The sequence below is a fragment of the Parasphingomonas zepuensis genome (assembly GCF_036663735.1).
Lineage (GTDB): Bacteria > Pseudomonadota > Alphaproteobacteria > Sphingomonadales > Sphingomonadaceae > Sphingomonas.
Genome location: NZ_JAXOJO010000001.1, coordinates 667437 through 693305, shown reverse-complemented (window position 1 = coordinate 693305; position 25869 = coordinate 667437). Strand labels below are relative to the sequence as shown.

The window sequence follows — 25869 nt, the reverse complement described above, 5'->3', positions numbered from 1 at the left end:
CATGAAGTTCCGTATCGCTTATGCCGCCCTGCCGGCCCTGCTTCTCGCCGGTTGCGGCTCGGGCGGCACCGGCGGCAACAGCAGCGCGCCGGCCGCGGCGCCCGTCGCCGCCGTGCCGGCACCGGCCGGGCAGAAATGGGTCGATGTCGTCACGAAGACGCCCGAGGGCGGCTATCGCATGGGCAATCCCAATGCCGCCGTGAAGCTGATCGAATATGGATCGCGCACCTGTCCGCATTGCGCCGCGTTCGACGCCGAGGGCCTTCCGGCGCTGAAGAGCGGCCCGATCGCCGCGGGCAAGCTGAGTTATGAATTCCGCGATTTCCCGATCCATGCGCAGATGGATCTCGGTCCGATCCTGCTGGGGCATTGCGTCGAGCCGAACCAGTTCTTCCCGATGCTGGAACAGATGATGCTGTCGCAGCAGGCGCTGCTCGGCGACGGCAGCAAGCAGATTCCCGAGGCCGATCAGGCCCGGCTGCAGAATGCGACGCCCGCCGCGATCGCTGCCTATCTCGCCGAATTCTACGGCTATCTCGATTTCGTGAAGCAGCGCGGCGTGCCCGACGCCAAGGCGCGCGCCTGCCTGGCCGACAAGGACATGCTGGCCGAGATCGCCAAGAATGCCGATGCCGCGAACAAGCAATATCAGGTGCCGGGCACGCCGGCCTTCATCGTCAACGGCGATATCGTACCCGATGTGGCCGACTGGAAGGGCCTGCAGCCGTCGCTCAAGGCGGCGGGCGCCCTGTAACGGCCGGGCGCAGGGGGTAACCGCCGGGTGCAGATCAAGCGGCTCAGGCTTACGGGCTTCAAGAGCTTCGTCGATCCGGCGGACCTGCGCATCGAGCCTGGGCTGACCGGGATCGTCGGCCCCAATGGCTGCGGCAAATCCAACCTGCTCGAAGCGCTGCGCTGGACGATGGGCGAGACGTCCGCCCGGTCGCTGCGCGGTGCGGGTATGGACGATGTGATCTTCGCCGGCACCTCGACCCGGCCGGCGCGCGATTTCGCCGAAGTCTCGATCCTGACCGAGCTTCCCGACGGCGAGACCGAAGTGGTCCGCCGGATCGAGCGTGGCGCAGGCTCCGCCTATCGCATCGACGGGCGCGACGTGCGCGCCAAGGACGTCGCCCTGATGTTCGCCGACGCGGCGACCGGTGCGCACAGCCCGGCGTTGGTCAGCCAGGGCAAGATCAGCGCGGTGATCGCCGCCAAGCCCGCCGAGCGCCGCGCGATGTTGGAGGAAGCCGCCGGGATCGCCGGCCTGCATGTGCGCCGCAAGGATGCCGAGCAGAAACTGCGCGCGACCGAGGCGAACCTGACCCGGCTCGACGAAGTGATCGCCGATCAGGATGCGCGCGCCGCCGCGCTCCGCCGCCAGGCGCGTCAGGCCGAGCGCTATCGCCAGCTATCCGACCAGATCCGCTTGACCGAAGCACGCACGATCTTCGCCCGCTGGCGCGAGGCGTCCGGCGCGGCCGACAGCGCCAAGGCCGAGGCGGCGGCGGCCGAGACGCGCGTCGCCGAGGCAGCCGAAGCGCAGCGCGCGGCGGCGGCGTATCAGCACGACGCGACCGAGACGCTGGCGGGGGCGCGGGCCGGGGCGCAGGCAGCGCGCGACCGGGCAAGCGAGGCGGGCCACCAGCTGGCCGCGCTGCGCACCGAACATGCCGCGGCCGGGCGGCGGATCGCCGAGCTGGCCGACAGCCGCGCGCGGCTGACCGAGGACCGGGCGCGCGAGGGCTCGCTCGCCAGCGACGCGGCCGAGGCGATCGCGCGGCTGGCCGAGGAAGCGAAGCAGCTCGACGCGCGGATTGCCGAGGCGGCCGCGCGCTCCCCGCAGCTCGATCTGGCGCTCGCCGCGGCCGAGCGTGCTGCGCGGGATGCGGAGGTGTCGCTGGCCCAGGCACTGGCGGCGCAGGCCAGCGAGGCGGCCGACGCCCGCGTGGCCGAGGCAGCGCTGGCGGCGGCGCGGACCCGGGCCGAGCGGAGCGAGCGCGATCTCGCCCGGGTGACGGCAGAGGCGAAGGCGCTGGGCGATCCGGCGCCGCTGCTGGCCGAGAAGACCAAAGCGGCCGAGACGCGCGCCCAGGCGCTGCGGCATGCCGAATCGGCGCGGACCGCGCTGGCCCGCGCCGACGCGAGCGAGCGCGAGGCGATCGGATCGCGCGACCGAGCGCAATCGGCGCGCGCCGGGGCGCATGCCGAACTGAGCGCGCTCGACAGCGAGGCGGCGGCGCTGGCCAAGGCGACCCGGCGCGACGGCAAGGATCGATTGCTCGATCAGCTGCGGGCGGATCCCGGCTATGAGCGCGCTCTGGCGGCGGCGCTGGGCGACGATCTGGAGGCAGGGCTCGATCCGGCCGCCGAGCGCTTCTGGGCGGGCGCGGCGCCGGCACCGGGCGATCCGGCCGGCCCGTCCGACGCCGTTGCGCTGGCCCGGCATGTCTCTGCACCCGCCGCGCTGGCCCGGCGGCTGGCACAGGTGTTCGTCACCGAGCGCGATTCAGGGCAGCCGCTCGCGGTCGGGCAGCGGCTGGTGACCATGGCCGGGCTGCTGCGGCGCTGGGACGGCTATGTCGCGAAATCCGGCGGGGCCGAGGCAGCGGCGCGGCTGGAACGGATGAACCGGCTGCGGGCGATCGAGGCGGCGCGGCCGGCGGCGGTGCGCGCGGTCGATGCCTGCGATGCCGAGCTGGCCCGGATCGACGCGGCGATTGCCGAGGCGCGCCGTGCCGCGGTCGATGCCCGGCGGCTGCTCGAAGGCGCCGAGACCAATGCGCGCGATGCCGCCCGGGCGGAGGACCGCGCCGCCGCCCAGATCGAACGGATCGAGGCGCAGCGCGCCGATCTCGACACGCGGCGCCAGCGCATCGTCGCCGAGCATGAGGAAGCCCAGGCCGATGTGACGCGCGCGGCCGCGACGAAGGCAGCTTTGCCGGACGGCAGCGCGACGCGCGAGCGGGTGGCGGTCCTGTCCGCCGAGGCGGAAACGCGCCGTACCACCGTCGCCACCGCCCGTGCGGAACGCGTCGCGCTCGACCGGGCGATCGGGCAGGACCGCGAGCGGCTGGCGGGGGGCACCGCCGAGAGCAAGGGCTGGAAGAATCGCGCCGGCGAGGCAGCGCGGCGCATCGCCGAGATGGACAAGCGCGACGCTGACCTGGCGGCGGAAGCCGAGGCGCTGGCCGGCAAGCCGGCTGCGCTCGCCGCCGAGATCGCCGGGCTCGAAGCGGCGCATGGCAGCGCGCGAGCCGAGGCCGAGATCGCGATGGCGGCCGAGCGCGAGGCCGAAGTCGCGCTGCGTCGCACCGAGGAAACGGCGCGTGCCGCTGCGGAGACGCTGGCCGAAGCGCGCGAGGCCCGCGCCGGCGCTGCGGCGCGGGCGGAGAATCAGGAGGGGCGGCGAGTCGAGATGAACCGCCTGTCGGGCGAGCGCTTCCAATGCCCGTCCGTGCTGCTGCCCGAGCGCGTGGGTTTTCCGCCCGAGACGGTGCGCGCGCCGGCGGACGAAGCGGCGGCGCACGACAAATTGCTGATCGAGCGCGAGCGCATCGGCCCGGTCAACCTCGTCGCCGAAACGGAACTGGCCGAGCTCGAGGCCGCCAGCATCGGCAACGCGACCGAGCGCGAGGAGCTGGGACTCGCCGTCAACCGGCTGCGCGGCTCGATCGGCACGCTCAACCGCGAGGGACGCCAGCGGCTGCTCGCTGCGTTCGAGGCGGTGGACGGGCATTTCCGCCGGCTGTTCACCACCTTGTTCAACGGCGGCCAGGCGCATCTCGAGCTGATCGATTCGGACGATCCGCTCGAGGCCGGGCTCGAGATCATGGCCCAGCCGCCCGGCAAGAAGCTGCAATCGCTGACCCTGCTGTCGGGTGGCGAACAGGCGCTGACCGCGGTCGCGCTGATCTTCGGCCTGTTCCTGACCAATCCGGCGCCGATCTGCGTGCTCGACGAAGTCGATGCGCCGCTCGACGACGCCAATATCGAGCGCTTCTGCGACCTGCTCGACGCGATGACGCGCGAGACGCTGACCCGCTATCTCATCGTCACGCACAATGCGGTGACGATGAGCCGGATGCACCGCCTGTTCGGGGTGACGATGATCGAGCAGGGCGTCAGCCGGCTGGTCTCGGTAGATCTCGGCGGGGCCGAGACATTGCTGGCGGCGGAGTGACTTTCGCGGCCTGACGGCATAGTTCCGGGCGATGGCCGAGATCGTCAACCTGCGCACCGCCCGCAAGGCCCGCGCCCGCGCCGAAAAGGAGGCCGCGGCCGCCGCCAATCGCCGTCGCTTCGGCCAGAGCGGGGACGAGAAGCGCGCGGCCCGCGAGGCGCTCGCGCGGATCGACCGGACGCTCGACGGGGCGAAGCTGGAGCCGGACGCGGGCGACGTCTGATCCAGCGATATTTCCGGACTGCGTTCGAAACCACCGGGAAAAAAGTCGGCCCGCGGATGAAGATGGGATGGGCCCAAGTCGCGCGCGGCGCGTTGTGCGGGTCCCAGTAGCTTATCGGAGTATCCCCATGACCGACACCAGCCACGACATCCGCACCCTCAACAGCCTGATCGCCACCACGCTCGACAGCGTGGACGGCTACACCACTGCGGCTGACGATGCCGAGAGCGGCCGCTTTGCCGAGATTTTCCGCTCGCGCGCCGGCGAACGCCGCACGGTGGTGGGCTCGCTCCAGGCCGAGGTCGTCCGGCTCGGCGGCAATGCCGAGGATGACGGCACGCTGCTCGCCGGCGCGCACCGCGCTTTCCTCAACCTCAAGGCGGCAGTGACCGGCCAGGACGATCAGGCGATCGTCAACGAAGTCGAGCGCGGCGAGGACCATATCAAGGCGAAGTTTGAAGACGCCCTGGAGGATGCGACGCTTTCGCCCGACGTGAAGGCCGTGATCCAGCAGGCTTACGGCCCGGTTCGCGCAGGGCACGACCAGATGCGCGACCTGAAGCATTCGCTCGCGGGTGCCTGAAGTTGGAGGGCGGGGCTCACGCCCCGCCCTTTTTCTCTACACCTCGCTCCGGCCGGAGCGGAGGCCGCGCTCACTGCAGCGGCGTGGGCGCGTCGAGCATCAGCGCCACGTGACGGAGCTTGTCCGGGTTGCGCACGATATAGATCGCGACGATCCGGCCGTTCTCGATGCCAAGCGCCGTGGTCTGCAGGATTTCGCCGCGCTCCTTGCTGATATAGCCGGGGAGGCCGTCGATGCGGACCGGGCTGACTTGGCGTGCCCAGTCTGGGCCGAACTTGCGGCGGAGTCCGGCGAACAGCCGGAGCGCGCGATCGATTCCGCGGATCGGATTGCGGAAGGCGAGAACGCGGCCGCCGCCATCGGAATGAAGCACCACGTCGTCGGCGAGCATCCGGCCGAGCGCCGCGGTATCGCCATCGCGCGAGGCAGCGAAAAAGGCCTGGGCGATGCGATCGGCCTCGTCCTGCGCGACCGGGAAGCGCGGCCTTGCAGCCTCGACATGGCGGCGCGCGCGGGCAGCGAGCTGGCGCACGGCGGGCGCGGCGCGGTCCAGTGTGGTCGCTACCTCGGCCAGGCCGACGCCGAACACATCGTGGAGCAGGAAGGCGGCGCGTTCGAGCGGGGACAGCCGTTCGAGCGCCATCATCAGCGTCAGGGTGAGATCATCGGCATCGTCCGGCGCTTCGGCCGTATCGAACAGCGGCTCCGGCAGCCAGGCGCCGACATAGGTCTCGCGGCGGACACGCGCCGACTTCATCGTGTCGAGGCACAGCCGGGTGACGATGCGCGACAGATAGGCGGCCGGGGCTTCGACCGCGGCATCGACGCGCCGCCAGCGCAGCCACGCATCCTGCACCACGTCCTCGGCCTCCGACAGCGAGCCGAGCATGCGATAGGCGAGGCGCAGCAGCCGGGGCCGCTGCGCCTCGAACAGCTGGGTCGCCGCGTCAGGCGGCAGCACGGGCAGCGACCGGGTGCGGCGAGCGGAAGCCGACCTGCAGCCGGTTCCAGACGTTGATCGATCCAATCAGCAGCGTCAGGCTGACCTGCTCGGCCGGGGAAAACAGCTCGGCCACCGGGGCGTAATCGGCGTCGGGCGCACCGGTCTCGGCGAGGCGGGTCAGCGCTTCGGTCCAGCCCAGGGCGGCCCGTTCGCGCGGCGAGTAGAGCGAGGATTCGCGCCAGGCGTCGAGCAGATAGAGCCGCATCTCCGTTTCGCCATGCGCGCGCGCGTCGGTCGCGTGCATGTGCAGGCAGAAGGCGCAGCCGTTGATCTGCGAGGCGCGCATCTTAACCAGCTCCATCAGGCCATGCTCGAGCCCGCTATGCCCGAAGCTTGTTTCCAGCGCCATCATCGCCGCGATGCTTTCGGGTGCGTAGCTATAGGCGTTGTTCAGTCGTGCGGTCATTTTGCGGGTCCTCCACGCGCCCCATGCGCGTTCGAGCATAAGACGAGACAGGCCCCGGCCGATGTGACATGACCGGTCACGAAATTGTCACGCGGTTCCGCCGATCACCGCCCGTGCCGGTCATTCGGGCGCAGGCGCGCTTGACCTGCCGGCTGCGAGCGATCACCCGCCCCGTCTCGCCTCTCGCGCGCCCGGCGGCCGATCGTCCCGGGCCGCCGCACCCCAGCAGATTGACCCAAGCCATGCGATTTTCCCGTTTTTTCTCTCGCGCGTCGAACGACATGGCGATCGATCTCGGTACGGTTAACACCGTCGTCTATGTCCGCGGCCGGGGCATCGTGCTGAACGAGCCCTCCGTCGTGGCGCTGGAGACGCTCGACGGGATGACTCGGGTGCGCGCGATCGGCGCCGAGGCCAAGCTGATGCTGGGCAAGACGCCCGATACCATCCGCACCATCCGCCCGATGCGCGACGGGGTGATCGCCGACATCGATGTCGCCGAGCAGATGATCAAGCATTTCATCGACAAGGCGCATGGCGGGCCGAGCCGGCTGCCGCGTCGCCCGGAGATCGCGATCTGCATCCCCTCGGCCGCGACGACGGTCGAGCGCCGTGCGATCCAGCAGGCCGCGACCAGTGCCGGCGCGGGCAAGGTCTATCTGATCGAGGAATCGATGGCGGCCGCAATCGGCGCCGACCTGCCCGTGACGGAGCCGATCGGAGCGATGGTGGTCGATATCGGTGGGGGTACGACCGAAGTTGCCGTGCTGTCGTTGCGCGGGCTGGCGTACAGCACGTCAGTGCGTGTCGGCGGCGACCGGATGGACGAGGCGATCGCATCGAGCATCCGGCGCAAGCACAATCTGATGATCGGCGAATCGACCGCTGAGCGAATCAAGGTGGAGATCGGCACGGCGCGCATGCCGGCCGACGGCATCGGCAAGGTGATGCGGGTGAAGGGCCGGCATCTCGTCGATGGCGTGCCGTCCGAGATCGAGGTGAGCCAGGCCGAACTGGCCGTGGCGCTGGCGGACCTGGTCGGCCAGGTGGTGGAGACGGTGCTGTCGGCGCTGGAGAAGACCGAGCCGGAACTGGCCGCCGACATCTACGACCAGGGCATCGTCATGACCGGCGGCGGCAGCCTGCTCGACGGTCTCAACGAAGTGCTGGCCGAGGCGACCGGGCTGCCCGTGATCGTTGCCGAGAACGCACTGACATGCGTGGCGATGGGCGCTGGGCGCGCGCTCGAAGACCCGATCTATCAGGGTGTAATGATGGAGGCCTGAGCGCAGTGCGTCAGGCCCCGCGACTCAGACGCGCTCGGCCTTGGCGGCGAGATTGACCTGCGCGCGGCCAGCCGTGTCCTCGGCGCTCAGCGCCATCGCTTCCCAGGTCCGGGCGGAGCGCTCGTGCATTTCCCGGCGGTTGGGGAGGTCAGTTTTTTCCGCTGCAGCGCGCTGCGCTGCGGCGTTCGCGCGATAGGTCTCGATCAAGGTCATGGTCCCCATATCGGTATCCTGGCCGTAAGATCAATCTTTTCGGCACCACGCAGGCCGAATTCGGTCATTCGGGCTGGCGCGAATCGGCTGCACGGGGAAATGAGGCGCATGCCGGCCGCGGGAGCAACGCCATGAATTTTACCGCGTTTCGCCGCCCGCTACTGGCCGCGGCGGCGTTTATCGCCCTGCCGGCGGCGGCGTCCGTTCCGGCGTGGCCCGATACGCCGCTGGCGCGCGTCGAGCTGCTCGCTATCCTGCAATCCTTCGAATCGGCGCTGCTCAGCCATGATAGCGCCACGCTCGTGCTGGACGACTGGTGCGCGCGGCACCGACTCGCGCCGACGGGCAGCAAGATCGTCGCCGAGCGCGTGCGCGACATCGACAAGCCGATCACGACCGAGCAGCGCGAGACATTGCGAATCGCCGCGGCCGAGCCGGTTCGCTACCGCCGGGTGCGGCTGCGGTGCGGCGCGCAGATCCTGTCCGAAGCGGATAACTGGTATGTGCCGGCCAGGCTGACGCCGGCGATGAACGCAGCGCTGGAGACGACCGACATCGCCTTTGGCCGCGCCGTGCAGCCGCTGCATTTCCAGCGCCGGACGCTTTCGGCCCGGCTGCTCTGGTCGCCGCTGCCGCCCGACTGGGACAGCGCGGCGGGCCCGATCCCGCGCGGCGCAGCCGGCACGCTGGCCATCCCGGACCAGTTGATCGAGCACCGGGCGATCCTGACCCTGCCCGACGGCACGCCGTTCAGCATGGTGACCGAGACCTATGGCTCGGCCATCCTCGCCTTCCCACCGCCGGCTTTCGCGCCGTAGCGGCTCGGGCTTCCGTTTCCGACCGTCACGATGGTCCCTTGCAAATCAGGGGTTTACGCCGCGCCGTTGTGAACATATGAAGAACATATGGCGCAGCTCGACGTTCAGCAAAAGCTCGAAATCCTCGCCGACGCGGCCAAATATGATGCGTCCTGCGCTTCCTCGGGCAGCGTCAAGCGGACGTCGCGCGACGGCAAGGGGCTCGGCTCGACCGATGGCGGCATGGGCATCTGCCATGCCTATGCGCCGGACGGCCGCTGCATCAGCCTGCTCAAGATCCTGCTGACCAACAGCTGCATCTTCGACTGCCATTATTGCATCAACCGCAAGAGCTCGAACGTCCGCCGCGCGCGCTTCACCGCGGCCGAGGTGGTGCAGCTCACCCTCGCTTTCTACCGGCGCAATTATATCGAGGGGCTCTTCCTGTCCTCGGGCATCATCCGATCGTCCAACTATACGATGGAGCAGATCGTCGAGGTCGCGCGATCGCTGCGCGAGGATCATCAGTTCCGCGGCTATATCCATCTCAAGACGATCCCCGATGCCGATCCTGAGCTGGTCCACCAGGCCGGGCTGCATGCCGACCGCCTGTCGATCAATGTCGAGCTGCCCACCGCGAGCGGCCTGAAGCGGCTTGCGCCGGAAAAGTCCGAGGCCCGGATCGAGGGTGCGATGCAGGGCATGAAGACTGCGATCAGCGACACCGGCGATGCGACGAAGCGCTACAAGTCGGCCCCGAAATTCGCGCCCGCCGGCCAGTCGACTCAGATGATCGTCGGCGCCGACGCCGCGACCGATGGCGACATCGTGCGCAAGGCCGCGTCGCTGTACGGCCGCTTCGGGTTGCGCCGGGTCTATTATTCCGCCTTCAGCCCGATCCCCGACGCGAGCACCGTCCTGCCGCTGCAGCGCCCGCCGCTGCTGCGCGAGCACCGGCTCTACCAGTCCGACTGGCTGATGCGATTCTATGATTTCGCACCGTCCGAAGTCGTCGCGGCCGCCGACAGCGCCACCGGCATGCTGCCGCTCGATATGGATCCGAAGCTCGCCTGGGCGCTCAAGTTCCGCGATCGCTTCCCGGTGGACGTCAATCGCGGCCCGCGCGAAATGCTGCTGCGCGTGCCGGGGCTGGGCGTGAAGGCCGTCGGCGCGATCCTCGCCGCCCGACGCTGGCGGCGACTGCATCTGGCCGATGTCGGCCGGCTGACCGCGTCGATCGCCAAGGTGCGCCCCTTCCTGATCGCCGAGGACTGGCGCCCGGTCGCCCTGAGCGACCGCGCAGACCTGCGCCCGCTGGTGGCGCCGAAGCGCGAGCAGCTCGAACTTTTCGCGTAGCAAACACGCGATGTCGCTATAGTCCGAGTCGTCAGCCCAGGATGGGGCCGACTGGAATCTGCGCGCGCATCAAAGAGGATGTATGGGGCACAGCGTTGTCGCCCGGGTCGCGTTTCGGCCTGACCCGATAGCCCTGCGATGGCAGGTCGCGCGAATGGCCGGTCCGTTGTTGCGCGCCCTGCCACCGCATTGGCGACTGCGGCTTTACCGGGGCATCGTTGGGCGGCCCTTCCGCGCCGGCGTGTTCGCCGATCGGGTCGAGCGCCGCGTCTGGCCGCATGGTTATGTCATGCGGCTCGATTTGAGCGACTGGATGGAGCGCTGCGCTGCGATCACGGGTCTCTTCTACGGGATCGATACGACGCTGGTGCTTCAGCAGCGGCTGGCGCCGGGCAGCATCTTTCTCGATATCGGCGGCAATCTCGGCTTTCTCAGCCTGACCGCCTCGGTCCTGGTCGGCGATAAGGGGCGGGTGATCCATGTCGAGCCGAATCCAGTGCTGGTCGCGCGGCTCCGGGAAACGCTGGCGCGGAACGCGACCGGCAATGTCGCGATCGTCGAGGCGGCGATCGGCGAGCGGGACGGCGAAACCGCGCTCACTGTTCCGATCCATCACGGCAAGACCTATCTGGCGGAGGGCAAGGGCGTCGCGATGAGGACGGGGGACAGCTTGTTGCCCCTGATCCCGGATGGCGCGCCGCTGTTCGTGAAGATCGATGTCGAAGGCTATGAGGAAAAGGTGCTGCACGGAATGCCGGCCCTCCGCGCGCGGCCCGACACGGCGTTCCTGATCGAGATCACCGATGCCTGGCTCAGGCTGCGCGGTGGCAGCGCGGTCGCGCTGATCGAACTGATGGCCGGCGATGGCTTCAGCGCCTGCCATGTCGGCGTCGCACGGGACGGATCGTTGCAGCTGACACACATCCGCGAGCCGCTGCCGCTCAAGCAATATGACCTGTTGTTCACGCGCGGCATCGACGCTGCCTGGATTCACCCGGATGGGCCGGAGTCGCTCTGCATCGGCTCCGGCCCATTGCCCGTGTCGGTCTTCAGCCGGCCCGGTCGCGGACCAGCACTTCGGCGATCTGCACTGCGTTCAGCGCGGCGCCCTTGCGCAGATTGTCGCTGCTCAGGAACAGGGTGAGCCCATGCTCGACCGTCGGATCGCGGCGCACGCGGCCGACGAACACCGGATCCTTGCCGGCGGCCGAGAGCGGGTTGGGCACGTCGGCCAGCTCCACCCCCGGGGCCGCGCGCAGGAGATCGGTCGCCTGGGCTGCCGAAATCGGCCGCTCGAACGCGGCGTTGATCGACAGCGAATGCCCGGTGAAGACGGGTACGCGGACGCAGGTCGCGGAGACGGGCAGGCCGGGGATGTCGAGGATCTTGCGGCTCTCGTCGCGCAGCTTGATCTCTTCCTCGGTATAGCCGTCCTCGGCGAGCACATAGTTGAACGGCACCACGTTGAAGCCGATCGGCACGGCCCATTTGCGGATATCGCCGAAATCGACCGCGCCGCCGTCAAGCGCGAGCGCGGCGCGATCGGTATCCGCAGCGCCGATCTGCCGGTCGAGCTCGTCGACTCCCGCCATGCCGGCGCCGGAGACCGCCTGATAGGTGCTTGCCACCAGCTGCTTCAGGCCCGCCGCGTCGTGCAGCGGCTTGAGCACCGGCATTGCCGCCATGGTCGTGCAGTTGGGATTGGCGACGATGCCCTTGGGAATATGGCGCAGCGCCTGCGGATTCACTTCGGCGACGACCAGCGGGACGGCCGGATCGCTGCGCCAGGCCGAGCTGTTGTCGATCACGATCGCACCGGCCTGCGCGACCTTTTCCGCGAGCGCCAGCGAGGTCGAACCGCCGGCCGAGAAGAAGACGAAGTCGAGCCCCCGGAAATCGGCGGTCGCGGCATCCTCCACGGCGATCTCGGTGTCGCGGAACGGCACGCATGTGCCGGCCGACCGGCTCGACGCGAACAGTCGCAGGGATTTGAGGGGGAAGTCGCGCTCGGCCAGCATGGTCAGCATCATGCCGCCCACCAGGCCAGTCGCTCCCACGATTCCCACATTGAAGAGATTGGCGGGAAGCTCGGCTGCGTTTTCGAAGGTCATTGCACTGCGTCTCCTGTTGGTGCGGAGGCGCGGGGTGTGATCTGCCGTGTGAGGCCGCCCCGCGCTTCCGCGGGGCTTTGTCCAGGTGCTAGCGGTTAAGCGTCAGCACGACCGGACCGCCCCGCAAATGCGGGTCGGCTTCGGGCTAATCGTTTTGACCACCATGGACATGCCGGGCCCGATAATCGCGATGCGGCGCGCTGTAAACCGGACATCGGCGGTTAGGGTCATGGCAACGCTCTTCGCATAGGCCTGGGCTGTGGATGAGCACGCGATTTCCGGATAGATCGACGCCGTGCCGAGCGAAGGACCAGCCGAGTGATCACGCACCTCGCCGTTTCGGGATATCGGTCGCTGCGCAACCTGACCCTCACGCTGGGCGCGCTCAACATCGTCACGGGCGCCAATGGCAGCGGCAAATCGAGCCTGTATCGCTCGCTGCGGCTGCTGTCGGAGGCAGCGCAGGGCCGACTGATCTCCTCGCTCGCCATGGAGGGCGGCCTGTCGTCGACGCTGTGGGCCGGGCCGGAGCGCATCAGCCGGGAGATGCGGAGTGGCGAATATGCCGTCCAGGGCACCGTCCGCTCCGGCCCGGTGAGCCTCAAGCTAGGCTTTTCCGGCCCGGACTTCGGCTATGCGATCGATCTGGGGCTGCCCAGGCCCGGCGGCCCGTTTTCCCGCGATCCGGAGATCAAGGTCGAAGCGATGTGGACCGGCGAACTGCTGGGCCGCAGCAACCTGTTCGCGGAGCGCCGCGGCCCGCACGTGCGCCTGCGGCGGAACGATACCGGCGAATGGCGCGACGGCATGAACGATCTGTCGACCTTCGACAGCATGGTGACGCATTGCGCCGATCCCGCTGACGGCCTGGAACTGCTGCTGATGCGCGAGCGGATGCGCAACTGGCGCTTCTACGACAGCCTGCGCACCGACCAGGACGCCCCGGCGCGCCGGCCGCACGTGATGACCTATACCCCGGTGCTGGCGAGCGACGGATCGGATCTGGCCGCGGCGATCGCCACGATCCTCGCCATCGGCGACCGGAGGGCGTTCGGGGACGCGGTGGACGATGCCTTTCCCGGATCGGAGGTCGGCATCGGCGGCGACGAGCATGGCAGCGTCGAGATGTACCAGACCGGCCTGCTCCGCCCGCTCGCCGCCTCGGAACTGTCCGATGGCACCCTGCGCTACCTGTTGCTGGTGGCGGCGCTCCTGTCGCCCCGGCCGCCCGAACTGATGATCCTCAACGAGCCCGAGGCCAGCCTCCACCCGTCGCTGCTCGACGCGCTGGCCCGCCTGCTGCGCAAGGCCGCGGAGAAATGCCAGGTCATCGTCGTGTCGCACAGCGAGCCGCTCGTGACGGCGCTCGGCCGGGACGAGGGCGCCGTGGAAATCCTGCTGGAGAAGGATTTCGGCGAGACTCAGGTGCCGGGCGCATCTGCGCCGCGCTGGGACTGGCCGAAGCGGTAGGAAAGGGCCGGGGCTTCAGGATCGTGCCGCCGTCCAGCCCCGGCCGTCCCGTCCTCAGACCAGCGCCCGCTTGTAGAGCTCGGTCAATGCCGCCCAGGCCCGCTCGGCCTCGGGCCGGTCGTAGGACGAGCTGTCGGGCACGCACCAGCCATGGTTGCCGCCATAGACCTCGACCACGGCCTTGCGGCCGGTTTTGGCGAAGGTTTCGCGCAGCACGTCCTTGGCGGTCGGATCATTGGCGTCGTCGTTCTTCGCGACCGCCACGAGATAGCTCGCCCTGGTCTTCTCGATCAGCAGATGCGGGCTGTTGGGCGCCTTGGTGACGAGGCCGCCGCCATGGAAGGATCCGACCGCGCCGATCCGCCCCGGCACAGCCGCCGCGGTGCGGAACGAGAGCGGCCCGCCCATGCAATAGCCCTGCACGCCGACCTTCGCGTTGGAGGTTTCGGGCAGCGCATCGAGAAAGGCGACCAGGGCCCTGGCATCGCCGGCGACGCCCTCGTCCGTGATCAGCGCGCGCATCGCGCTCTTGCGCTCGCGCTCGGCCGGGTCCTGGCCGGTCCCGCGCGGCGCGACCGCGGCGGCATCGCCCGACCGGTAGAAGGGATTCACCACCAGAGCGACATAGCCCTGGCCGGCAAGGCGGCGCCCGATATCGGCGGTCGCCGGCCGCAAGCCGCCGATATCGGGCCAGACGATCACGCCAGGCGCCGATTTCCGGCCGGGCAGTATCAGCAGCGCGTCGGCCGTCCCGTCCGGCGTCTTGATCTGCACAGTGCGCTCGGTCACCTTGCCTTGTCCCCAGGCGATGCCGGGGACGGTCGCCGCCGCGGCGGTGGCCATGGCGAGCGCCGCGAACTGCCGGCGGTTATAGTCGGTATAGGGAACCAGGCCTTTGTGTTTGTCGTCGCACATGGCGCTTCTCTCCCGGGGATGTGGCGATTCCTGCGCGCATAGTCCGGCAAAACGCCGCGGAGGGAAAGGCGGTTATTGGCTGCGGCGGCATGCCCGATCAGCATGAGAGCGTGTGGGAGTGAACCAAGCGCGTGCCGGCTTGTTCTGCGCTGGGGAAACCATCAGGAGCCAGCCATGACCGACGCCCGCATCTTTGCCGACCTCAAGGCCGATCACGACCGGCACCGCGAACTGCTCGCGCGGATCGGCGACGCCGCGGAGACCGAACGGCCAGAGCTGTTCGAGGTCTTCCGTGTGGAGGTCTCGGCGCATGCCGCGGCCGAGGAGGAGTCGCTCTATGCGACGATGCTCGCCAACCCCGATCTGCGCGACGATGCGCGCCATTCGGTTTCGGAGCACAAGGAGATCGACGATTTCTTCGGCGAACTGGCCGAACTCGATCCCGCTTCCGACGCCTGGACCGAGACCTTCGGGAAGATGCGCCATCGCTACGAGCATCATATCGACGAGGAGGAGGAAGACATGTTCCCCGCCGCCGCCGAGAAACTCTCCGCCGCTGACGAGGCGCGGCTTGCCGAAATATTCGAACGGCGCAAGCCCAAGGAGCTCGAGCGCGCCGAGGCGACGCCGCCGGGCGGCGATGAGCGCGAATAGGGAACGCGAACGGGGATGCGCATCGCCCGGCTCGCCGCGCCTGACGATTTTGCGGGCTGGCGGGATGCGGCGCGCGGGCTGATCGCGGCGCAGGTGCCGCCCGTCGACGTGGTCTGGCAGGTCGGCGATGCGCCGGGCGAGCTGTTCGCGGCGGAGGCGGTGCCCGCGCCTCCGGCCGCTGCCGGCTTCTCGGTGCCGCGGGCCTTTCTCGATCTGGCGGGCAAGGCGATCCTGCACCGCGAGCCTGAGCGGTTTGCCCTGCTCTACACGCTGCTGGCCCGGCTGCGTGCCGAGCCCAAGCTGATCGAGGACGCCGCCGACCCGCTGGTGCGGCGGCTGGCGCGCCTGGCGCAGGAGGTTCGCCGCGACATCCACAAGATGCGCGCTTTCCTCCGCTTTCGTGAAGTCGAGGATGACGAAGGCCCGCGCTTCGTCGCCTGGTTCGAGCCCGAACACCATATCCTGCGCGCCAACGCCGGCTTCTTCGTCGATCGCTTCGCCGCGATGCGCTGGTCGATCCTGACGCCCGAGCTGTCGATCCACTGGGACGGCGAAACCGTGCGCGAGGGCCCCGGCGCGTTGAAGGGCGACGTGCCGGACGGCGACCCGATCGAGGATGTGTGGAAGACCTATTATGCCGCGATCTTCAATCCGGCGCGGCTGAAGATCGGCGCGATGCTGAAGGAAATGCCGCGGCGATACTGGAAAAACATGCCCGAAACGGCGTTGGTGCCGGGATTGATCGCAAGCGCTCAGGCGCGGGAGAGCGGCATGATCGAGCAGGCACGGACGCGGACTGGCGGCAATGCCGCGGCGGCATGGGCAGCGCTGCGCGACGAGGCGGCGGGCTGCACCCGCTGCCATCTCTACAAACAGGCGACGCAGACGGTGTTCGGCGAGGGGCCGGTCGATGCGGTGCTGATGTTCGTCGGCGAGCAGCCGGGCGACCAGGAGGATCTGGCCGGAACGCCGTTCGTCGGCCCGGCCGGCCAGGTGTTCGACCGCGCGATAGCTGCGGCGGGGATCGACCGGGCGGGCGTCTACGTCACCAACGCAGTGAAGCATTTCAAGTTCGAGCAGCGCGGCAAGCGCCGCATCCACCAGAAGCCGGACGCCGGCGAGATCACGGCGTGCCGCTGGTGGATCGAGCAGGAACGCCTGCTCGTGAAGCCGCGGGTGACGGTGGCGCTCGGCGCGACGGCGGCACGATCGCTGTTCGGCAAGGTGATGGGCATCGGCAAGGAACGGGGTCGGCCGCACATTCTGCCCGACGGCGGCGAGGCGTGGATCACCATCCACCCCAGCTTTCTCCTCCGTCTCCCCGACAAGACCGCAGCCGAGGAGGAATATGCGAGATTCGTGGAGGATCTAAAAGCGGTGCGCACCCGACTGGATTGAAGTGAGCAAGGCGTGCCGAAATGTGGTCCAGGTCGAGTCGAAAAGCGTGCCGTGCGAGCACCGGCGCGCAGCGTACTTCACGTACGTGAGCACCGGAGCGCAGTACGGCGCGCTTTGCAGACCGGCATGGGCCGCATTTCGGCATGGCTTGAAGTGGGGAGCTTCTGTTGCTCGGTGCTCCCCGTACCGCCGGTGTCCGCTTCTGTTGCCCGGTGCGGCCCGAACCGCGCTTTCGTCCTTAGTAAACTAGACCGTTAGGTCCGGTTTACGCGGCAATCGCGAGTGCTTCGTTATCGTTAGCACTTGTGGTTTTGAGCCTTTTACAGGTTACTCAGCCCGGGCAAAAACGGCGCTTTTCAATACACGTCGATCCTGGTTCGACCCCGTCAGGACCGGTCCCGAAGGGCCGGTTTTGGTGGAGTCGCCGGGTACTGCCCCCGGGTCCGCTGCATCTATTGTACGCCGCACTTTATCGCCATATCCGGGGCGAACCCCGGCACCCCCAATATAGGGAGGCCGAAGATAATGAAAAGCCCGCCTTTCGCTCGCCACAATATTAGCCCATATCGGGCATGCTATGTTGACTCAGCGTTCCCGGTACGCGCTCCGCGCGATGATGTTCCTGGCAGAAGCGCCCCCAGGTGGCCCCCCAATTCCGATGAACCGGATCGCGGCCGAGGCGAACGTGCCGCGCAAGTTCCTCGAGCTGATCCTGGCCGACCTGCGCGAAGCCGGTTTCCTCCACAGCCATCGCGGCAAGATGGGCGGTTACTGCCTGTCGCGCCCGACTCACCTGATCTCGCTGGGGGAAATCATCCGGGTGATCGAAGGGCCGCTGGCGCTGGTGCCCTGCGTCAGCCGCACGGCCTATCGCTCGTGTCGCGACTGCAAGGACGAGGCAACCTGCGCGATCCGCCATGCGATGATGCGGGTGCGCGACGAGACCGCGCGGATCCTCGACGGCACCAGCCTGGCCGATGCCACGGCCGAGGATCTGGCCGCGGCCTGAACCCCGGCATTGTCGGATTCAGGGGACCGGATCAGGGCCGCTTCTTCAGCTCGTCCCTGATCTCGCGCAGCAGCACCACGTCGGCCGGCTCGGCCACGGGCGCATCCGATTCTTCCCTGGGCCGCTCGATCAGCCTGTTCGCGGCCTTCACCAGCAGGAAGATGATGAAGGCGAGGATCACGAAATTCACCGCCTGGGTGATGAACGCGCCATAGCCGAACACCGGCACGCCGGCCTTTTTCAGCGCCGCATAATCCGTCGATCCGATCAGCGCCTCGGGCACCTTGCCGAGCACGACGAAATAGCTGGAGAAGTCGAGACCGCCGAAAATCCGGCCGATCACCGGCATCAGCACGTCGTCCGTGAGGGACGTGACGATCTTGCCGAAGGCGGCCCCGATGATCACGGCCACGGCGAGGTCGAGCACGTTGCCGCGACCGATGAATGCCTTGAACTCCTTGAACATGGCGGGCCTCCATCCGATTTCACTTCCGCCGTGCCACGCTACTCGCTTATCATGGGCGTGCAAGGGTTGGAGGATGTTCATGAACTACCGTGCCACGTTCGCGCTGATAGCTGCCCTGGCCCTGTCCGCCTGCGGCCTGAACAGTGTCCCCACCGCCGAGGAGAATGCCAAGGCACGCTGGGCCGATGTGCAGAATAATTATCAGCGCCGCGCCGATCTCATCCCCAATCTCGTCGCGACAGTGAAGGCCGCTGGCGCGCAGGAGAAGGACATCCTGGTCCAGGTGACTCAGGCGCGCGCCGCCGCATCGCAGGTGAAGCTTACGGGCGACGACCTGACCGATCCGGCGAAGGTCGCTGCCTATGAGCGGGCGCAGGCCGGCGTGACGCTGAACCTGCAGCGGCTGCAGGAAGCCTATCCCGAGCTGAAGAGCCAGGCCAATTACACGACGCTGATGAGCCAGCTCGAAGGCACCGAGAACCGCATCACCATCGCGCGGAAAGATTATAACGACGCGGTCCAAGCGTATAATACCCGCATCCGCACCTTCCCCGACGCGATCGGTGCCAAGGTCTTCTACGGCTCGAAACCGATGGCCCCGTTCCAGGCGACGACGCCTGGTTCCGACACGGCGCCGTCAGTGAATTTTGGTAACACCAACTGATCAAATCCGTCGCCCTGTTGCTGATGCTGGCAGGGTGCGGTGCCGCCACCCCGGCCAAGTCGGTCGCGCCGGCCGGATATGACTTTCCGGCATTGTCGGGTCGCGTCGTGGATGCCGCGCAGTTGTTGCCGCCGGCATCGCGTGCCGCGATCAACGAAAAGCTGGCGGCGCTTGAGACACGCACCCACCATCAGTTCGTGGTCGTAACGGTGCTCGGCCTCGGGGGCCATCCGATCGAGGACTATGGCGTCACGCTCGGGCGAACATGGGGCATCGGGCGCAAAGACTTCAACGATGGGGTGCTGCTGATCGTCGCGCCCCAGGAACGCAAAGTGCGGATCGAGGTCGGTTACGGTCTCGAAAAGGCTTTGCGCGACGAAGAAGCGAAGGCGATCATAGATACCGCTATCCTGCCGGCCTTTCGTGCCGGCAATTATCCGCGCGGCATCGCCGCTGGAGTGGATGGCATAATCCGTGAAATCTCGCCTCCTGAAAGGTTGGCAGCGTGACGTTCCTTCGCATGATTTTCATGGTTCTGATGCTGGGCTCAGTTCAGGTAGCCCATGCTCAGACGTTCCCGCCTCTCTCGGGCCGCGTGGTCGACGCAGCCGACCTGCTCTCGCCCGAGCAGGAGGCGCAGCTCACTCAGTTGTCGGACGATATCGAAAAGGCATCGTCGCGCCAGTTCGTCGTGGCGACCGTCCCCGATCTGCAGGGCTATCCGATCGAGGACTTCGGCTATCGGCTCGGCCGTGCCTGGAAGATCGGGCAGGGCGGCTCCAATAACGGTATCATCCTGCTGGTCGCGCCGAACGAGCGGAAGGTACGGATCGAAGTCGGCTATGGTCTGGAGCCGATCATGACCGATGCGCTGTCGAGCACGATCATCAACGAAACGATCCTGCCGAAGTTCAAGGCGGGCGACATGCCGGGTGGCATCATTGCTGGGGCAGATGCGATCGCAGAGCAGATGAAACTGCCGCTGGAAGCCGCCGAGGCGCGGGGTGCGAAGGTCGTCACGGCCAAGCCGAAGCACTCGGAGGAACGGGGCATTCCCTTCGTGCTGATTTTCTGGATCATCGTCATCGCCTTCGTCGTCCTGTCGCGCCTCCGTCGCGGGGCCGGGGGCAAGCGCTATCGCCGTGGCCACGCCCCGGTCATCCTGTGGGGACCCGGCCTTGGCGGCGGATCGGGTAGCAGTTGGGGCAGCGGCTGGAGCGGCGGTGGCGGTTCCAGCTGGGGCGGCGGCGGCGGCGGAGGTGGCTTCTCCGGCGGTGGCGGCTCCTTCGGGGGCGGCGGCGCTTCGGGGGGCTGGTGATGGCGCGGGTGGCAAAGTTAAGCGCAGCGGATCATGCGCTGGTCGGCGAAGCGGTCGCGCGCGCCGAGGCCGGCACCGATGGCGAGATCGTGACGATCGTCAGCGAACGCTCCGATCCGTATCATGACGTCGCGCTGCACTATGCGGTTGCAGCGACCCTGTTCGTCGTCGCGCTCGCCGCGATCAACCCGGCTGCGCTGGAGACGAAGCTTGGCTGGTCATCGAATGGCTGGGGCGCCGAGCCCGACGCGCGCGGCCTGCTCTTCGCGCTACTGATCATCCAGACGATCGCCTTTCTGCTCTTCCGTTTCGCCCTTGCCTGGGTCCCGCTCAGGCTCGCGCTTACCCCGCGCACCACACGCGCGCGGCGGGTGCGGCGGCGGGCGATTCAGTATTTCAAGGTCGGGGCCGAGCGGCGGACGAGCGCCCGGGTCGGTATCCTGCTCTATCTCTCGCTGGACGAACGCATGGCCGAGATCGTCGCCGATGAGGCGATCCACAAGGCAGTGCCCGCGGAGCGCTGGGGCGACGCCATGGCCGCGCTGATCGACGAAGTGCGGGTCGGCCGGGCTGCCGAAGGCATGGCCGCCGCCGTGGGGCAGATCGGCACGATCCTGTCGGAGAATTTCCCCAAGACCGAAACCGACCGCAACGAACTCCCGGACAGGCTGATAGAACTATGAACGAACCCGCCGAAACGGTCTGGGAAGGCAAGTACATCGTCGCGAAGAAGCAGGGGACCTGGGAATATGTCGCGCGTGCGCGCGGCATTCAGGCCGCGGTGATCCTGGCGGTCGATGAGGGCGCGGTGCTGCTGGTCGAGCAATATCGCGTGCCGCTCGGCCAGCGCAGCCTCGAACTGCCGGCGGGGCTGGTCGGCGACGAAGAGGACGGCGAATCGGCCGAGACCTCGGCCGCCCGCGAGCTCGAGGAAGAGACCGGCTATCGCCCGGCGCAGGTCGAGACGATCGGCTATTTCTACTCGTCGCCCGGCATGGTCTCGGAGGGCTTCACGCTGGTCCGGGCGACCGGCCTGACCAAGGTGAGCGACGGCGGGGGCAATAGCGACGAGGATATCACCGTGCACCGCGTGCCGCTGAGCGGGATCGTCGATTTCGTGGCGGCGAAGCGGGCCGAGGGCGTGGCGATCGACGTGCGCATGCTGTTGCTGCTGAGCCCGTCGATCCTGGGATAGCGCCTCAGCTTTGGCGCGCGGCCTCGAGGCTCAGCCGGTCCCAATAGCCGCGCTGGAAGGCGATATGGTCGTCGATCACATGGAAGAAGCCGCAGCCGCGAAAGCCGTTCGGATCGCGCCATTCGAGGATCGCCCATTCGCCGTCCTCGAACAGATTCTCCGGGATACACTCCATCTCGGCACCGGCGAGCTCGCGCTCGAACATCGCGCGGATCGCGTCGCGGCCGACCACCGGGGACAGCGCGACCTGGTGGTTGGTCGCATCGGGCCGGTACAGCGCCGTCAGCGCGTCGACATCACCGGCATTGAACGCTGCGATCCAGCGCCGGACGATGACCTTCGGCGTCACCGGAAATTGTCGGCATAGGCCTGAAGCTTGAGCTTGCGCTCGGGCGCCGCGATCACGGTGAAGGCAAGGCCCTCGCGCTCGGCATAGGCGATCGCTGCCTCGCGAGTCGGGAAGCCGAGGCGGATCTGGTCGCGCGTGTCGCCCGAGCCAGCCCAGCCGGTCAGCGGATCGGGGCGCTTCGCTTCGCCGGGCTCGAAATCGAGCACCCAGCGGTCGGTCTGCGCGCGGCCAGACTGCATCGCATTCTTGGGGCGCTGGTAGATGCGGGCGGTGGCCATCGGTCTTGTCCTCGAAAGATCGACCGCCCTTATCGCGGTTGCGCCCGGCGTGCATCCGCATTTTTCGTCCGCGTCGTCGGGGCGGCTCCGGCGGGATCGTCCGGCCAGGGGTGGCGAGGATAGCGGCCGCGCATTTCCTTGGCGACGGCGGCCCAGCTTCCCGCCCAGAAACCGGGCAGATCGCGCGTGGTCTGGATCGGCCGGCCGGCGGGCGAAGTCAGGCTGAGCACCAGCGGCACGCGCCCGCCGGCGACCGTCGGGTGCGCGGCGAGACCGAACAATTGCTGGGGGCGCAGCTCGACGCGCGGGCCGCCCTCGGCGGCATAGTCGATCGGGTGGCTGGTCCCGGCGGGCGAGTAGAAATGGGTCGGCGCCAGCGCATCGAGCGTGCGCAGCGTATCCCACCCGATCACGCCGCGCAGCGCCTCGGCCAGCGCGCCGGTGTCGAGCGTGTCGAGGCGGCGTTTGCCGGCGAGCAATGGGGTCAGCCATTCATCGGCGCGGGCGAGCAGGTGCGCAGCGTCGATCTCGTCCACCGGTGCGCCCGCCTCGCGGACGAAGGCGATGCGGTCGAGCAGTGCTTGTGCCGCTTCGCTCCACGGCAGCAGCGAGAGGCCGCCGGCTCGTACGCCGTCCAGCAGGGCGGCCGCCATCTCTTCCGGATCGGCGTTGGAATCGGGCCCGCTCGACAGGCGGATCGCACCGAGTCGACGCTCCCGCAGCGCCTGCACCCCGCCGGTCGCGGGATCGAAGCGGACGCTGCGCCGGGTCTCGATCCGGTCGCCGAACAGCGACTCCACGGTGGCGAGGTCGATCGGCGCGGCGGAGAGGATGCGCGCGCCCGAGGCCATGCCCTGGGTTTCGGCCACGGCGAGCCATTCGTTGCGGGCGAGCGAGGAGGTGGGGTCGAGCTTGAAGCCGCGCCCGCCGGCCGAGGCCCAGGTTTCGCCGCTGGCGTCGCGGCGTTTGGCGATACGGTCGGGGAAAGCGAGGGCGATGCAGGTCGCCACTTCGTCTCCCCTCCTGCTTGCGGTAGAGGGCGCAAGGCTTGCCCAGCGCTTTGCCAGTTTTCTTCCGACTTCGGCCCGTGGCCCGCGTTCCGTGCGCCAGCGTCTGAGCCGGCTCTCCAGATCCACGTCATTGCCGCCAAGTCCGCGCTCGCCGAGCAAAACCGCTACCTCGGCTGCCGCTTGGCCGAGCCCGATCTCCCCCGCGCGAACCAGCATATGGCCGAGCCTTGGCGGCAGCGGCATCCGGGCGATCGCCTTGCCGTGCTGGGTCGGCCTGCCGTCCGTGTCGATTGCCTCCAGCACGGTCAGCCGGGTGCGCGCTTCGTTGATCGCGGCCGCGGGCGGCGGATCGAGCCAGGCGAGGCTGCGCGGATCGGCCACGCCCCACAGCGCGCAGTCGAGCGTCAGCGCGGAGAGGTCAGCCTCCAATATCTCGGGCGGATCGAAGCGCGGCAGGCCGGCAGTCGCGGCTTCCTCCCACAGGCGATAGGCAGTGCCGGGCATCTGCCGCGCGGCGCGGCCGGCGCGCTGGGTGACGGATGCCTGGCTCGCGCGCTCGGTGACGAGCCTGGTCATGCCGGCCGCGCGATCGTAGCGCGGACGGCGGGCCAGCCCTGAATCGACCACGACCGAAATACCGTCGAGCGTCAGGCTGGTCTCGGCGATCGAGGTGGCGAGCACGATCTTGCGGCGCCCTTGCGGATCGGGCGCGATCGCCGCGCGCTGGGCGCCGGGGTCGAGGCTGCCGTGCAGCCGGTGCAGCACGATGTCGCCGCCCAGCCCTTCGATCCGTTCGGCAGTGCGCTCGATCTCCGCCACGCCGGGCAGGAAGGCGAGGATGCCGCCCGTTTCCTCGCGCAGGGCGAGCCGGATCGCGGCCGCGACGGAATCCTCGATCCGCGCCTCGGCGGCGCGGCCGATATGACGGAGCGTGAGCGGATGGCTGCGGCCGGCGCTCTCGATCACCGGCGCGCCATCCATCAGCGCCGAGAAGCGCGCACCATCGAGCGTCGCCGACATGGCGACGATGCGCAGATCGGGCCGGAGCGCGCCCTGCGCGTCGAGCGCCAGCGCCAGGCCGAAATCGCTGTCGAGGCTGCGCTCATGCACTTCGTCGAACAGGACGGCCGAGATTCCGGCGAGCTCCGGATCGGCCTGGATACGGTTGACGAAGATGCCCTCGGTCACGACCGTAACGCGGGTTTCGGCCGAGCGCTTGCTGTCCATCCGGGTCGCGTAGCCGAAGGTCCGGCCGACCGGCTCCCCGGCCAGCATCGCCATGCGTTCGCCCGCGGCGCGCGCGGCGAGGCGGCGCGGCGAGAGCAGCAGGATCTCGCCGCCGCACCATGGCTCGGCGAGCAGGGCGGGGGCGACCGCGGTCGTCTTGCCCGCGCCGGGCGGGGCGACGAGCACGGCGTTCGATCCGGCGCGCAGCGTGGCGAGCAGGTCCGGCAGTACGGCATGGATCGGGAGGGACGTCAGCGGCATTCCTGCGTCGCGGCGCAGCGCCGCGGGGTCATTGGGTCGAACGCTCCGGTCATGCCCCCAATCTAGGTCGGAAACACCGAGGATTCCACCGAAACCGGCGGTGGCGGTTCACCGCAATGGGCCTCCCCGACCTTGTCCGCTGCGCCGAAATGCGCGACATCGGGCGGCCGCGCCGATATCCGCGTCGGGCCCATGGGAGTATCTCGGCCATCCTGACCAGCTGTCCCGAAGCGAAGGCGCTGCCGGCATCCGCCCGGCTCCTGCTTGCCTGCTGCCTCGATCAGGGCCTGATGGAGGGTGAGCAGCTGCGCGCGCTGGCGGCGGCGGTCGACGACTGGGATGCTTTCCTCGAACAGGCGGCGCATCATTTCGTCCTGCCGGTGGTGCAGGCGCGTCTGGGCGAGCTTCTGCCGCCCGAACCACGCGCCCGGCTCGAGGCCGCGGTGCTGGATGTAGCCTGCCATAATTTGCGGATCGCCGGGACGCTCGGGCAGCTGCACCGTGACTGGCTGGCGCCGAACGGGATTCGCTATGCCGCGGTCAAGGGCGTCACTTTGGCCCAGCGTTATTATGGCGCGGTGGGCCGGCGGGCGTGCCGCGATCTCGACATCCTGATCGACCGGCCGCACTTCGCCCCGACCGTCGCCCATCTCTGCGCGGCGGGCTATGTCCTGCGCGAGCCGTTCGAGCTGCCGGACGACCCGGCGCGCCATGCGGCGCATATCGAAGCGGCCTGCGATCTCAACTGCGAGGTGGCGCTGCGATCGCCCGGGGGCGTGATGATCGACCTGCATCGCAACCTCGATCTCACCGGCGCCGATTTCCCGCCCGCCCGCCTGTTCGGGCGCGCCGAGACGGTGCGGATCGCCGGGGCGGACATCCCGGTACTGTCGACCGCGGACCTGTTCGTCTATATCTGCTATCACCATAGCCGGCACCAATGGTCGCGCCTGCACTGGGTGGCCGATCTCGGCCGGATCGCGGCCGCCCCAGAGTTCGACCGGGCCGCCACCCGCCGCGTGGCGGTGTCGGCGGGCATGGAGAAACTGGTGCTTGCCTGTCTCGACATGCCGCGGCTGCTCGCCGGAGTGGTCGCGGGAGAGGTGCTGGAGGATGTGGGGCTGGCGTCGCTCATGGCTGGGGAATGCGTCACCTACCTCACACCCGGCGCGCTGCCGCCCGAGCATGAGCATCATGCGCGGCTCAGCGACCGCCGCTATCGTTGGCGGCATTTGTTCGGCACGATCGCGACCGAGTGGCGCCAGCGCGAAGGCGCCGTCCGCCGCTTCCGCGCCGCGACGAAGAGCCTGAGGCCGTCCTGGCAGGCCTATCTCGACCTGCCGCTGCCCAGGGGACTGCGCTGGCTCTACACGCCCTGGCGCTTCGCGGCGCATCTCGTGCGCTATCTGCCCCTGCCGTCGGCGCCTTCCGGCAAGCGCGACGATGGCGGGCCGCCGCCGCGGCAACAGTCCTAGTATCTCATCGGGAAGCGAT

Annotated in this window: 27 protein-coding genes and 1 other RNA gene; 18 read left to right on the top strand and 10 right to left on the bottom strand. The window is 68.7% G+C overall.

Annotated elements, in window-relative coordinates; all coding sequences use genetic code 11:
* Window position 1: 1 nt before the first annotated feature.
* The 4 genes from U1769_RS03355 to U1769_RS03340 all read left to right on the top strand — a co-directional run bounded on the left by U1769_RS03355 (window position 2) and on the right by U1769_RS03340 (window position 4989).
* Window positions 2-754, top strand: a complete 753-nt coding sequence (locus tag U1769_RS03355; protein ID WP_332711909.1) for a thioredoxin domain-containing protein — start codon at window positions 2-4, stop codon at window positions 752-754.
* Window positions 755-781: 27 nt separating this feature from the next.
* The gene (locus U1769_RS03350; protein WP_332711906.1) at window positions 782-4183 is read left to right on the top strand and encodes a chromosome segregation SMC family protein; all 3402 of its coding nucleotides are present in this window, start codon (window positions 782-784) and stop codon (window positions 4181-4183) included.
* 31 nt (window positions 4184-4214) lie between these two features.
* Complete coding sequence (locus U1769_RS03345) at window positions 4215-4406, top strand: DUF4169 family protein (RefSeq protein WP_332711903.1); 192 nt, start codon at window positions 4215-4217, stop codon at window positions 4404-4406.
* Window positions 4407-4533: 127 nt separating this feature from the next.
* Window positions 4534-4989, top strand: a complete 456-nt coding sequence (locus tag U1769_RS03340; protein WP_332711901.1) for a PA2169 family four-helix-bundle protein — start codon at window positions 4534-4536, stop codon at window positions 4987-4989.
* 70 nt (window positions 4990-5059) lie between these two features.
* On the opposite strand, the gene U1769_RS03335 is transcribed toward U1769_RS03340, so the two are convergent.
* Together U1769_RS03335 and U1769_RS03330 are read right to left on the bottom strand one after the other, a co-directional pair.
* The gene (locus U1769_RS03335; protein ID WP_332711898.1) at window positions 5060-5950 is read right to left on the bottom strand and encodes a sigma-70 family RNA polymerase sigma factor; all 891 of its coding nucleotides are present in this window, start codon (window positions 5948-5950) and stop codon (window positions 5060-5062) included.
* On the bottom strand, window positions 5937-6398 hold the full coding sequence (locus tag U1769_RS03330) for a carboxymuconolactone decarboxylase family protein (protein ID WP_332711895.1): 462 nt from the start codon (window positions 6396-6398) through the stop codon (window positions 5937-5939). Before U1769_RS03330 ends, U1769_RS03335 begins: the two co-directional genes overlap by 14 nt.
* 242 nt (window positions 6399-6640) lie before the next feature.
* Between U1769_RS03330 and U1769_RS03325 the strand changes: the two genes are divergently transcribed.
* Entirely contained in the window at window positions 6641-7684 is a 1044-nt protein-coding gene (locus U1769_RS03325) for a rod shape-determining protein (protein WP_332711892.1), read from the top strand.
* 24 nt (window positions 7685-7708) lie between these two features.
* On the opposite strand, the gene U1769_RS03320 is transcribed toward U1769_RS03325, so the two are convergent.
* On the bottom strand, window positions 7709-7897 hold the full coding sequence (locus U1769_RS03320; protein WP_332711890.1) for a hypothetical protein: 189 nt from the start codon (window positions 7895-7897) through the stop codon (window positions 7709-7711).
* A 131-nt stretch (window positions 7898-8028) separates the two neighbouring features.
* On the opposite strand from U1769_RS03320, the gene U1769_RS03315 reads away from it, so the two are divergent.
* The 3 genes from U1769_RS03315 to U1769_RS03305 all read left to right on the top strand — a co-directional run bounded on the left by U1769_RS03315 (window position 8029) and on the right by U1769_RS03305 (window position 11194).
* Entirely contained in the window at window positions 8029-8715 is a 687-nt protein-coding gene (locus U1769_RS03315; RefSeq protein WP_332711887.1) for a hypothetical protein, read from the top strand.
* An 87-nt stretch (window positions 8716-8802) separates the two neighbouring features.
* On the top strand, window positions 8803-10050 hold the full coding sequence (locus U1769_RS03310) for a putative DNA modification/repair radical SAM protein (RefSeq protein WP_332711884.1): 1248 nt from the start codon (window positions 8803-8805) through the stop codon (window positions 10048-10050).
* 154 nt (window positions 10051-10204) lie between these two features.
* Window positions 10205-11194: an FkbM family methyltransferase gene (locus tag U1769_RS03305; RefSeq protein ID WP_332711881.1), complete on the top strand. Its 990-nt coding sequence runs from the start codon at window positions 10205-10207 to the stop codon at window positions 11192-11194.
* Here the strand turns inward: U1769_RS03305 and U1769_RS03300 are convergent.
* A complete protein-coding gene (locus tag U1769_RS03300) occupies window positions 11100-12161 on the bottom strand; it encodes an aspartate-semialdehyde dehydrogenase (RefSeq protein WP_332711878.1) in 1062 nt (353 codons plus the stop codon). The genes U1769_RS03305 and U1769_RS03300 overlap by 95 nt on opposite strands.
* Window positions 12162-12479: 318 nt before the next feature.
* Between U1769_RS03300 and U1769_RS03295 the strand changes: the two genes are divergently transcribed.
* Entirely contained in the window at window positions 12480-13631 is a 1152-nt protein-coding gene (locus tag U1769_RS03295) for an AAA family ATPase (RefSeq protein WP_332711875.1), read from the top strand.
* A gap of 54 nt (window positions 13632-13685) precedes the next feature.
* Here U1769_RS03295 and U1769_RS03290 read toward each other — a convergent pair whose 3' ends face one another.
* Complete coding sequence (locus U1769_RS03290) at window positions 13686-14546, bottom strand: dienelactone hydrolase family protein (RefSeq protein WP_332711872.1); 861 nt, start codon at window positions 14544-14546, stop codon at window positions 13686-13688.
* A 174-nt stretch (window positions 14547-14720) separates the two neighbouring features.
* Between U1769_RS03290 and U1769_RS03285 the strand changes: the two genes are divergently transcribed.
* Together U1769_RS03285 and U1769_RS03280 are read left to right on the top strand one after the other, a co-directional pair.
* Window positions 14721-15200 carry a hemerythrin domain-containing protein gene (locus tag U1769_RS03285; protein ID WP_332711869.1) on the top strand — a complete coding sequence of 160 codons (480 nt, stop codon included), beginning with the start codon at window positions 14721-14723 and terminating at the stop codon, window positions 15198-15200.
* Between the two features lie 15 nt (window positions 15201-15215).
* Window positions 15216-16598, top strand: coding sequence for a UdgX family uracil-DNA binding protein (locus tag U1769_RS03280; protein WP_332711866.1), 1383 nt, complete (start codon window positions 15216-15218; stop codon window positions 16596-16598).
* A gap of 191 nt (window positions 16599-16789) precedes the next feature.
* Here U1769_RS03280 and ssrA read toward each other — a convergent pair.
* Window positions 16790-17134, bottom strand: a transfer-messenger RNA (tmRNA) gene (gene ssrA / locus U1769_RS03275).
* A 41-nt stretch (window positions 17135-17175) separates the two neighbouring features.
* Here ssrA and U1769_RS03270 point away from each other — a divergent pair.
* Window positions 17176-17607: an RrF2 family transcriptional regulator gene (locus tag U1769_RS03270; protein WP_332711863.1), complete on the top strand. Its 432-nt coding sequence runs from the start codon at window positions 17176-17178 to the stop codon at window positions 17605-17607.
* 31 nt (window positions 17608-17638) lie between these two features.
* On the opposite strand, the gene mscL is transcribed toward U1769_RS03270, so the two are convergent.
* The gene (mscL, locus tag U1769_RS03265) at window positions 17639-18073 is read right to left on the bottom strand and encodes a large conductance mechanosensitive channel protein MscL (protein ID WP_332711861.1); all 435 of its coding nucleotides are present in this window, start codon (window positions 18071-18073) and stop codon (window positions 17639-17641) included.
* Between the two features lie 79 nt (window positions 18074-18152).
* Here mscL and U1769_RS03260 point away from each other — a divergent pair, with 79 nt between their 5' ends.
* The 5 genes from U1769_RS03260 (at window position 18153) to U1769_RS03240 (ending at window position 21250) form a co-directional block, all read left to right on the top strand.
* Window positions 18153-18737, top strand: coding sequence for a LemA family protein (locus tag U1769_RS03260; RefSeq protein WP_332711858.1), 585 nt, complete (start codon window positions 18153-18155; stop codon window positions 18735-18737).
* Window positions 18738-18844: 107 nt separating this feature from the next.
* Window positions 18845-19246 carry a TPM domain-containing protein gene (locus U1769_RS03255; RefSeq protein WP_332711855.1) on the top strand — a complete coding sequence of 134 codons (402 nt, stop codon included), beginning with the start codon at window positions 18845-18847 and terminating at the stop codon, window positions 19244-19246.
* 11 nt (window positions 19247-19257) lie between these two features.
* Window positions 19258-20055, top strand: a complete 798-nt coding sequence (locus tag U1769_RS03250; RefSeq protein WP_332713633.1) for a TPM domain-containing protein — start codon at window positions 19258-19260, stop codon at window positions 20053-20055.
* Entirely contained in the window at window positions 20055-20738 is a 684-nt protein-coding gene (locus U1769_RS03245) for a TPM domain-containing protein (RefSeq protein WP_332711852.1), read from the top strand. The genes U1769_RS03250 and U1769_RS03245 overlap by 1 nt, the downstream gene beginning before the upstream one ends.
* Window positions 20735-21250: an NUDIX hydrolase gene (locus tag U1769_RS03240; RefSeq protein WP_332711846.1), complete on the top strand. Its 516-nt coding sequence runs from the start codon at window positions 20735-20737 to the stop codon at window positions 21248-21250. The genes U1769_RS03245 and U1769_RS03240 overlap by 4 nt, the downstream gene beginning before the upstream one ends.
* A gap of 4 nt (window positions 21251-21254) precedes the next feature.
* On the opposite strand, the gene U1769_RS03235 is transcribed toward U1769_RS03240, so the two are convergent.
* The 3 genes from U1769_RS03235 to hrpB are packed head-to-tail and all read right to left on the bottom strand — an operon-like array spanning window position 21255 to window position 24375.
* On the bottom strand, window positions 21255-21599 hold the full coding sequence (locus U1769_RS03235) for a nuclear transport factor 2 family protein (RefSeq protein ID WP_332711844.1): 345 nt from the start codon (window positions 21597-21599) through the stop codon (window positions 21255-21257).
* The gene (locus tag U1769_RS03230) at window positions 21596-21877 is read right to left on the bottom strand and encodes an ETC complex I subunit (RefSeq protein ID WP_332711841.1); all 282 of its coding nucleotides are present in this window, start codon (window positions 21875-21877) and stop codon (window positions 21596-21598) included. The genes U1769_RS03235 and U1769_RS03230 overlap by 4 nt, the downstream gene beginning before the upstream one ends.
* 29 nt (window positions 21878-21906) lie before the next feature.
* On the bottom strand, window positions 21907-24375 hold the full coding sequence (gene hrpB / locus U1769_RS03225) for an ATP-dependent helicase HrpB (RefSeq protein WP_332711839.1): 2469 nt from the start codon (window positions 24373-24375) through the stop codon (window positions 21907-21909).
* A 116-nt stretch (window positions 24376-24491) separates the two neighbouring features.
* Between hrpB and U1769_RS03220 the strand changes: the two genes are divergently transcribed.
* On the top strand, window positions 24492-25850 hold the full coding sequence (locus tag U1769_RS03220) for a nucleotidyltransferase domain-containing protein (RefSeq protein WP_332711836.1): 1359 nt from the start codon (window positions 24492-24494) through the stop codon (window positions 25848-25850).
* Window positions 25851-25869: the final 19 nt, after the last annotated feature.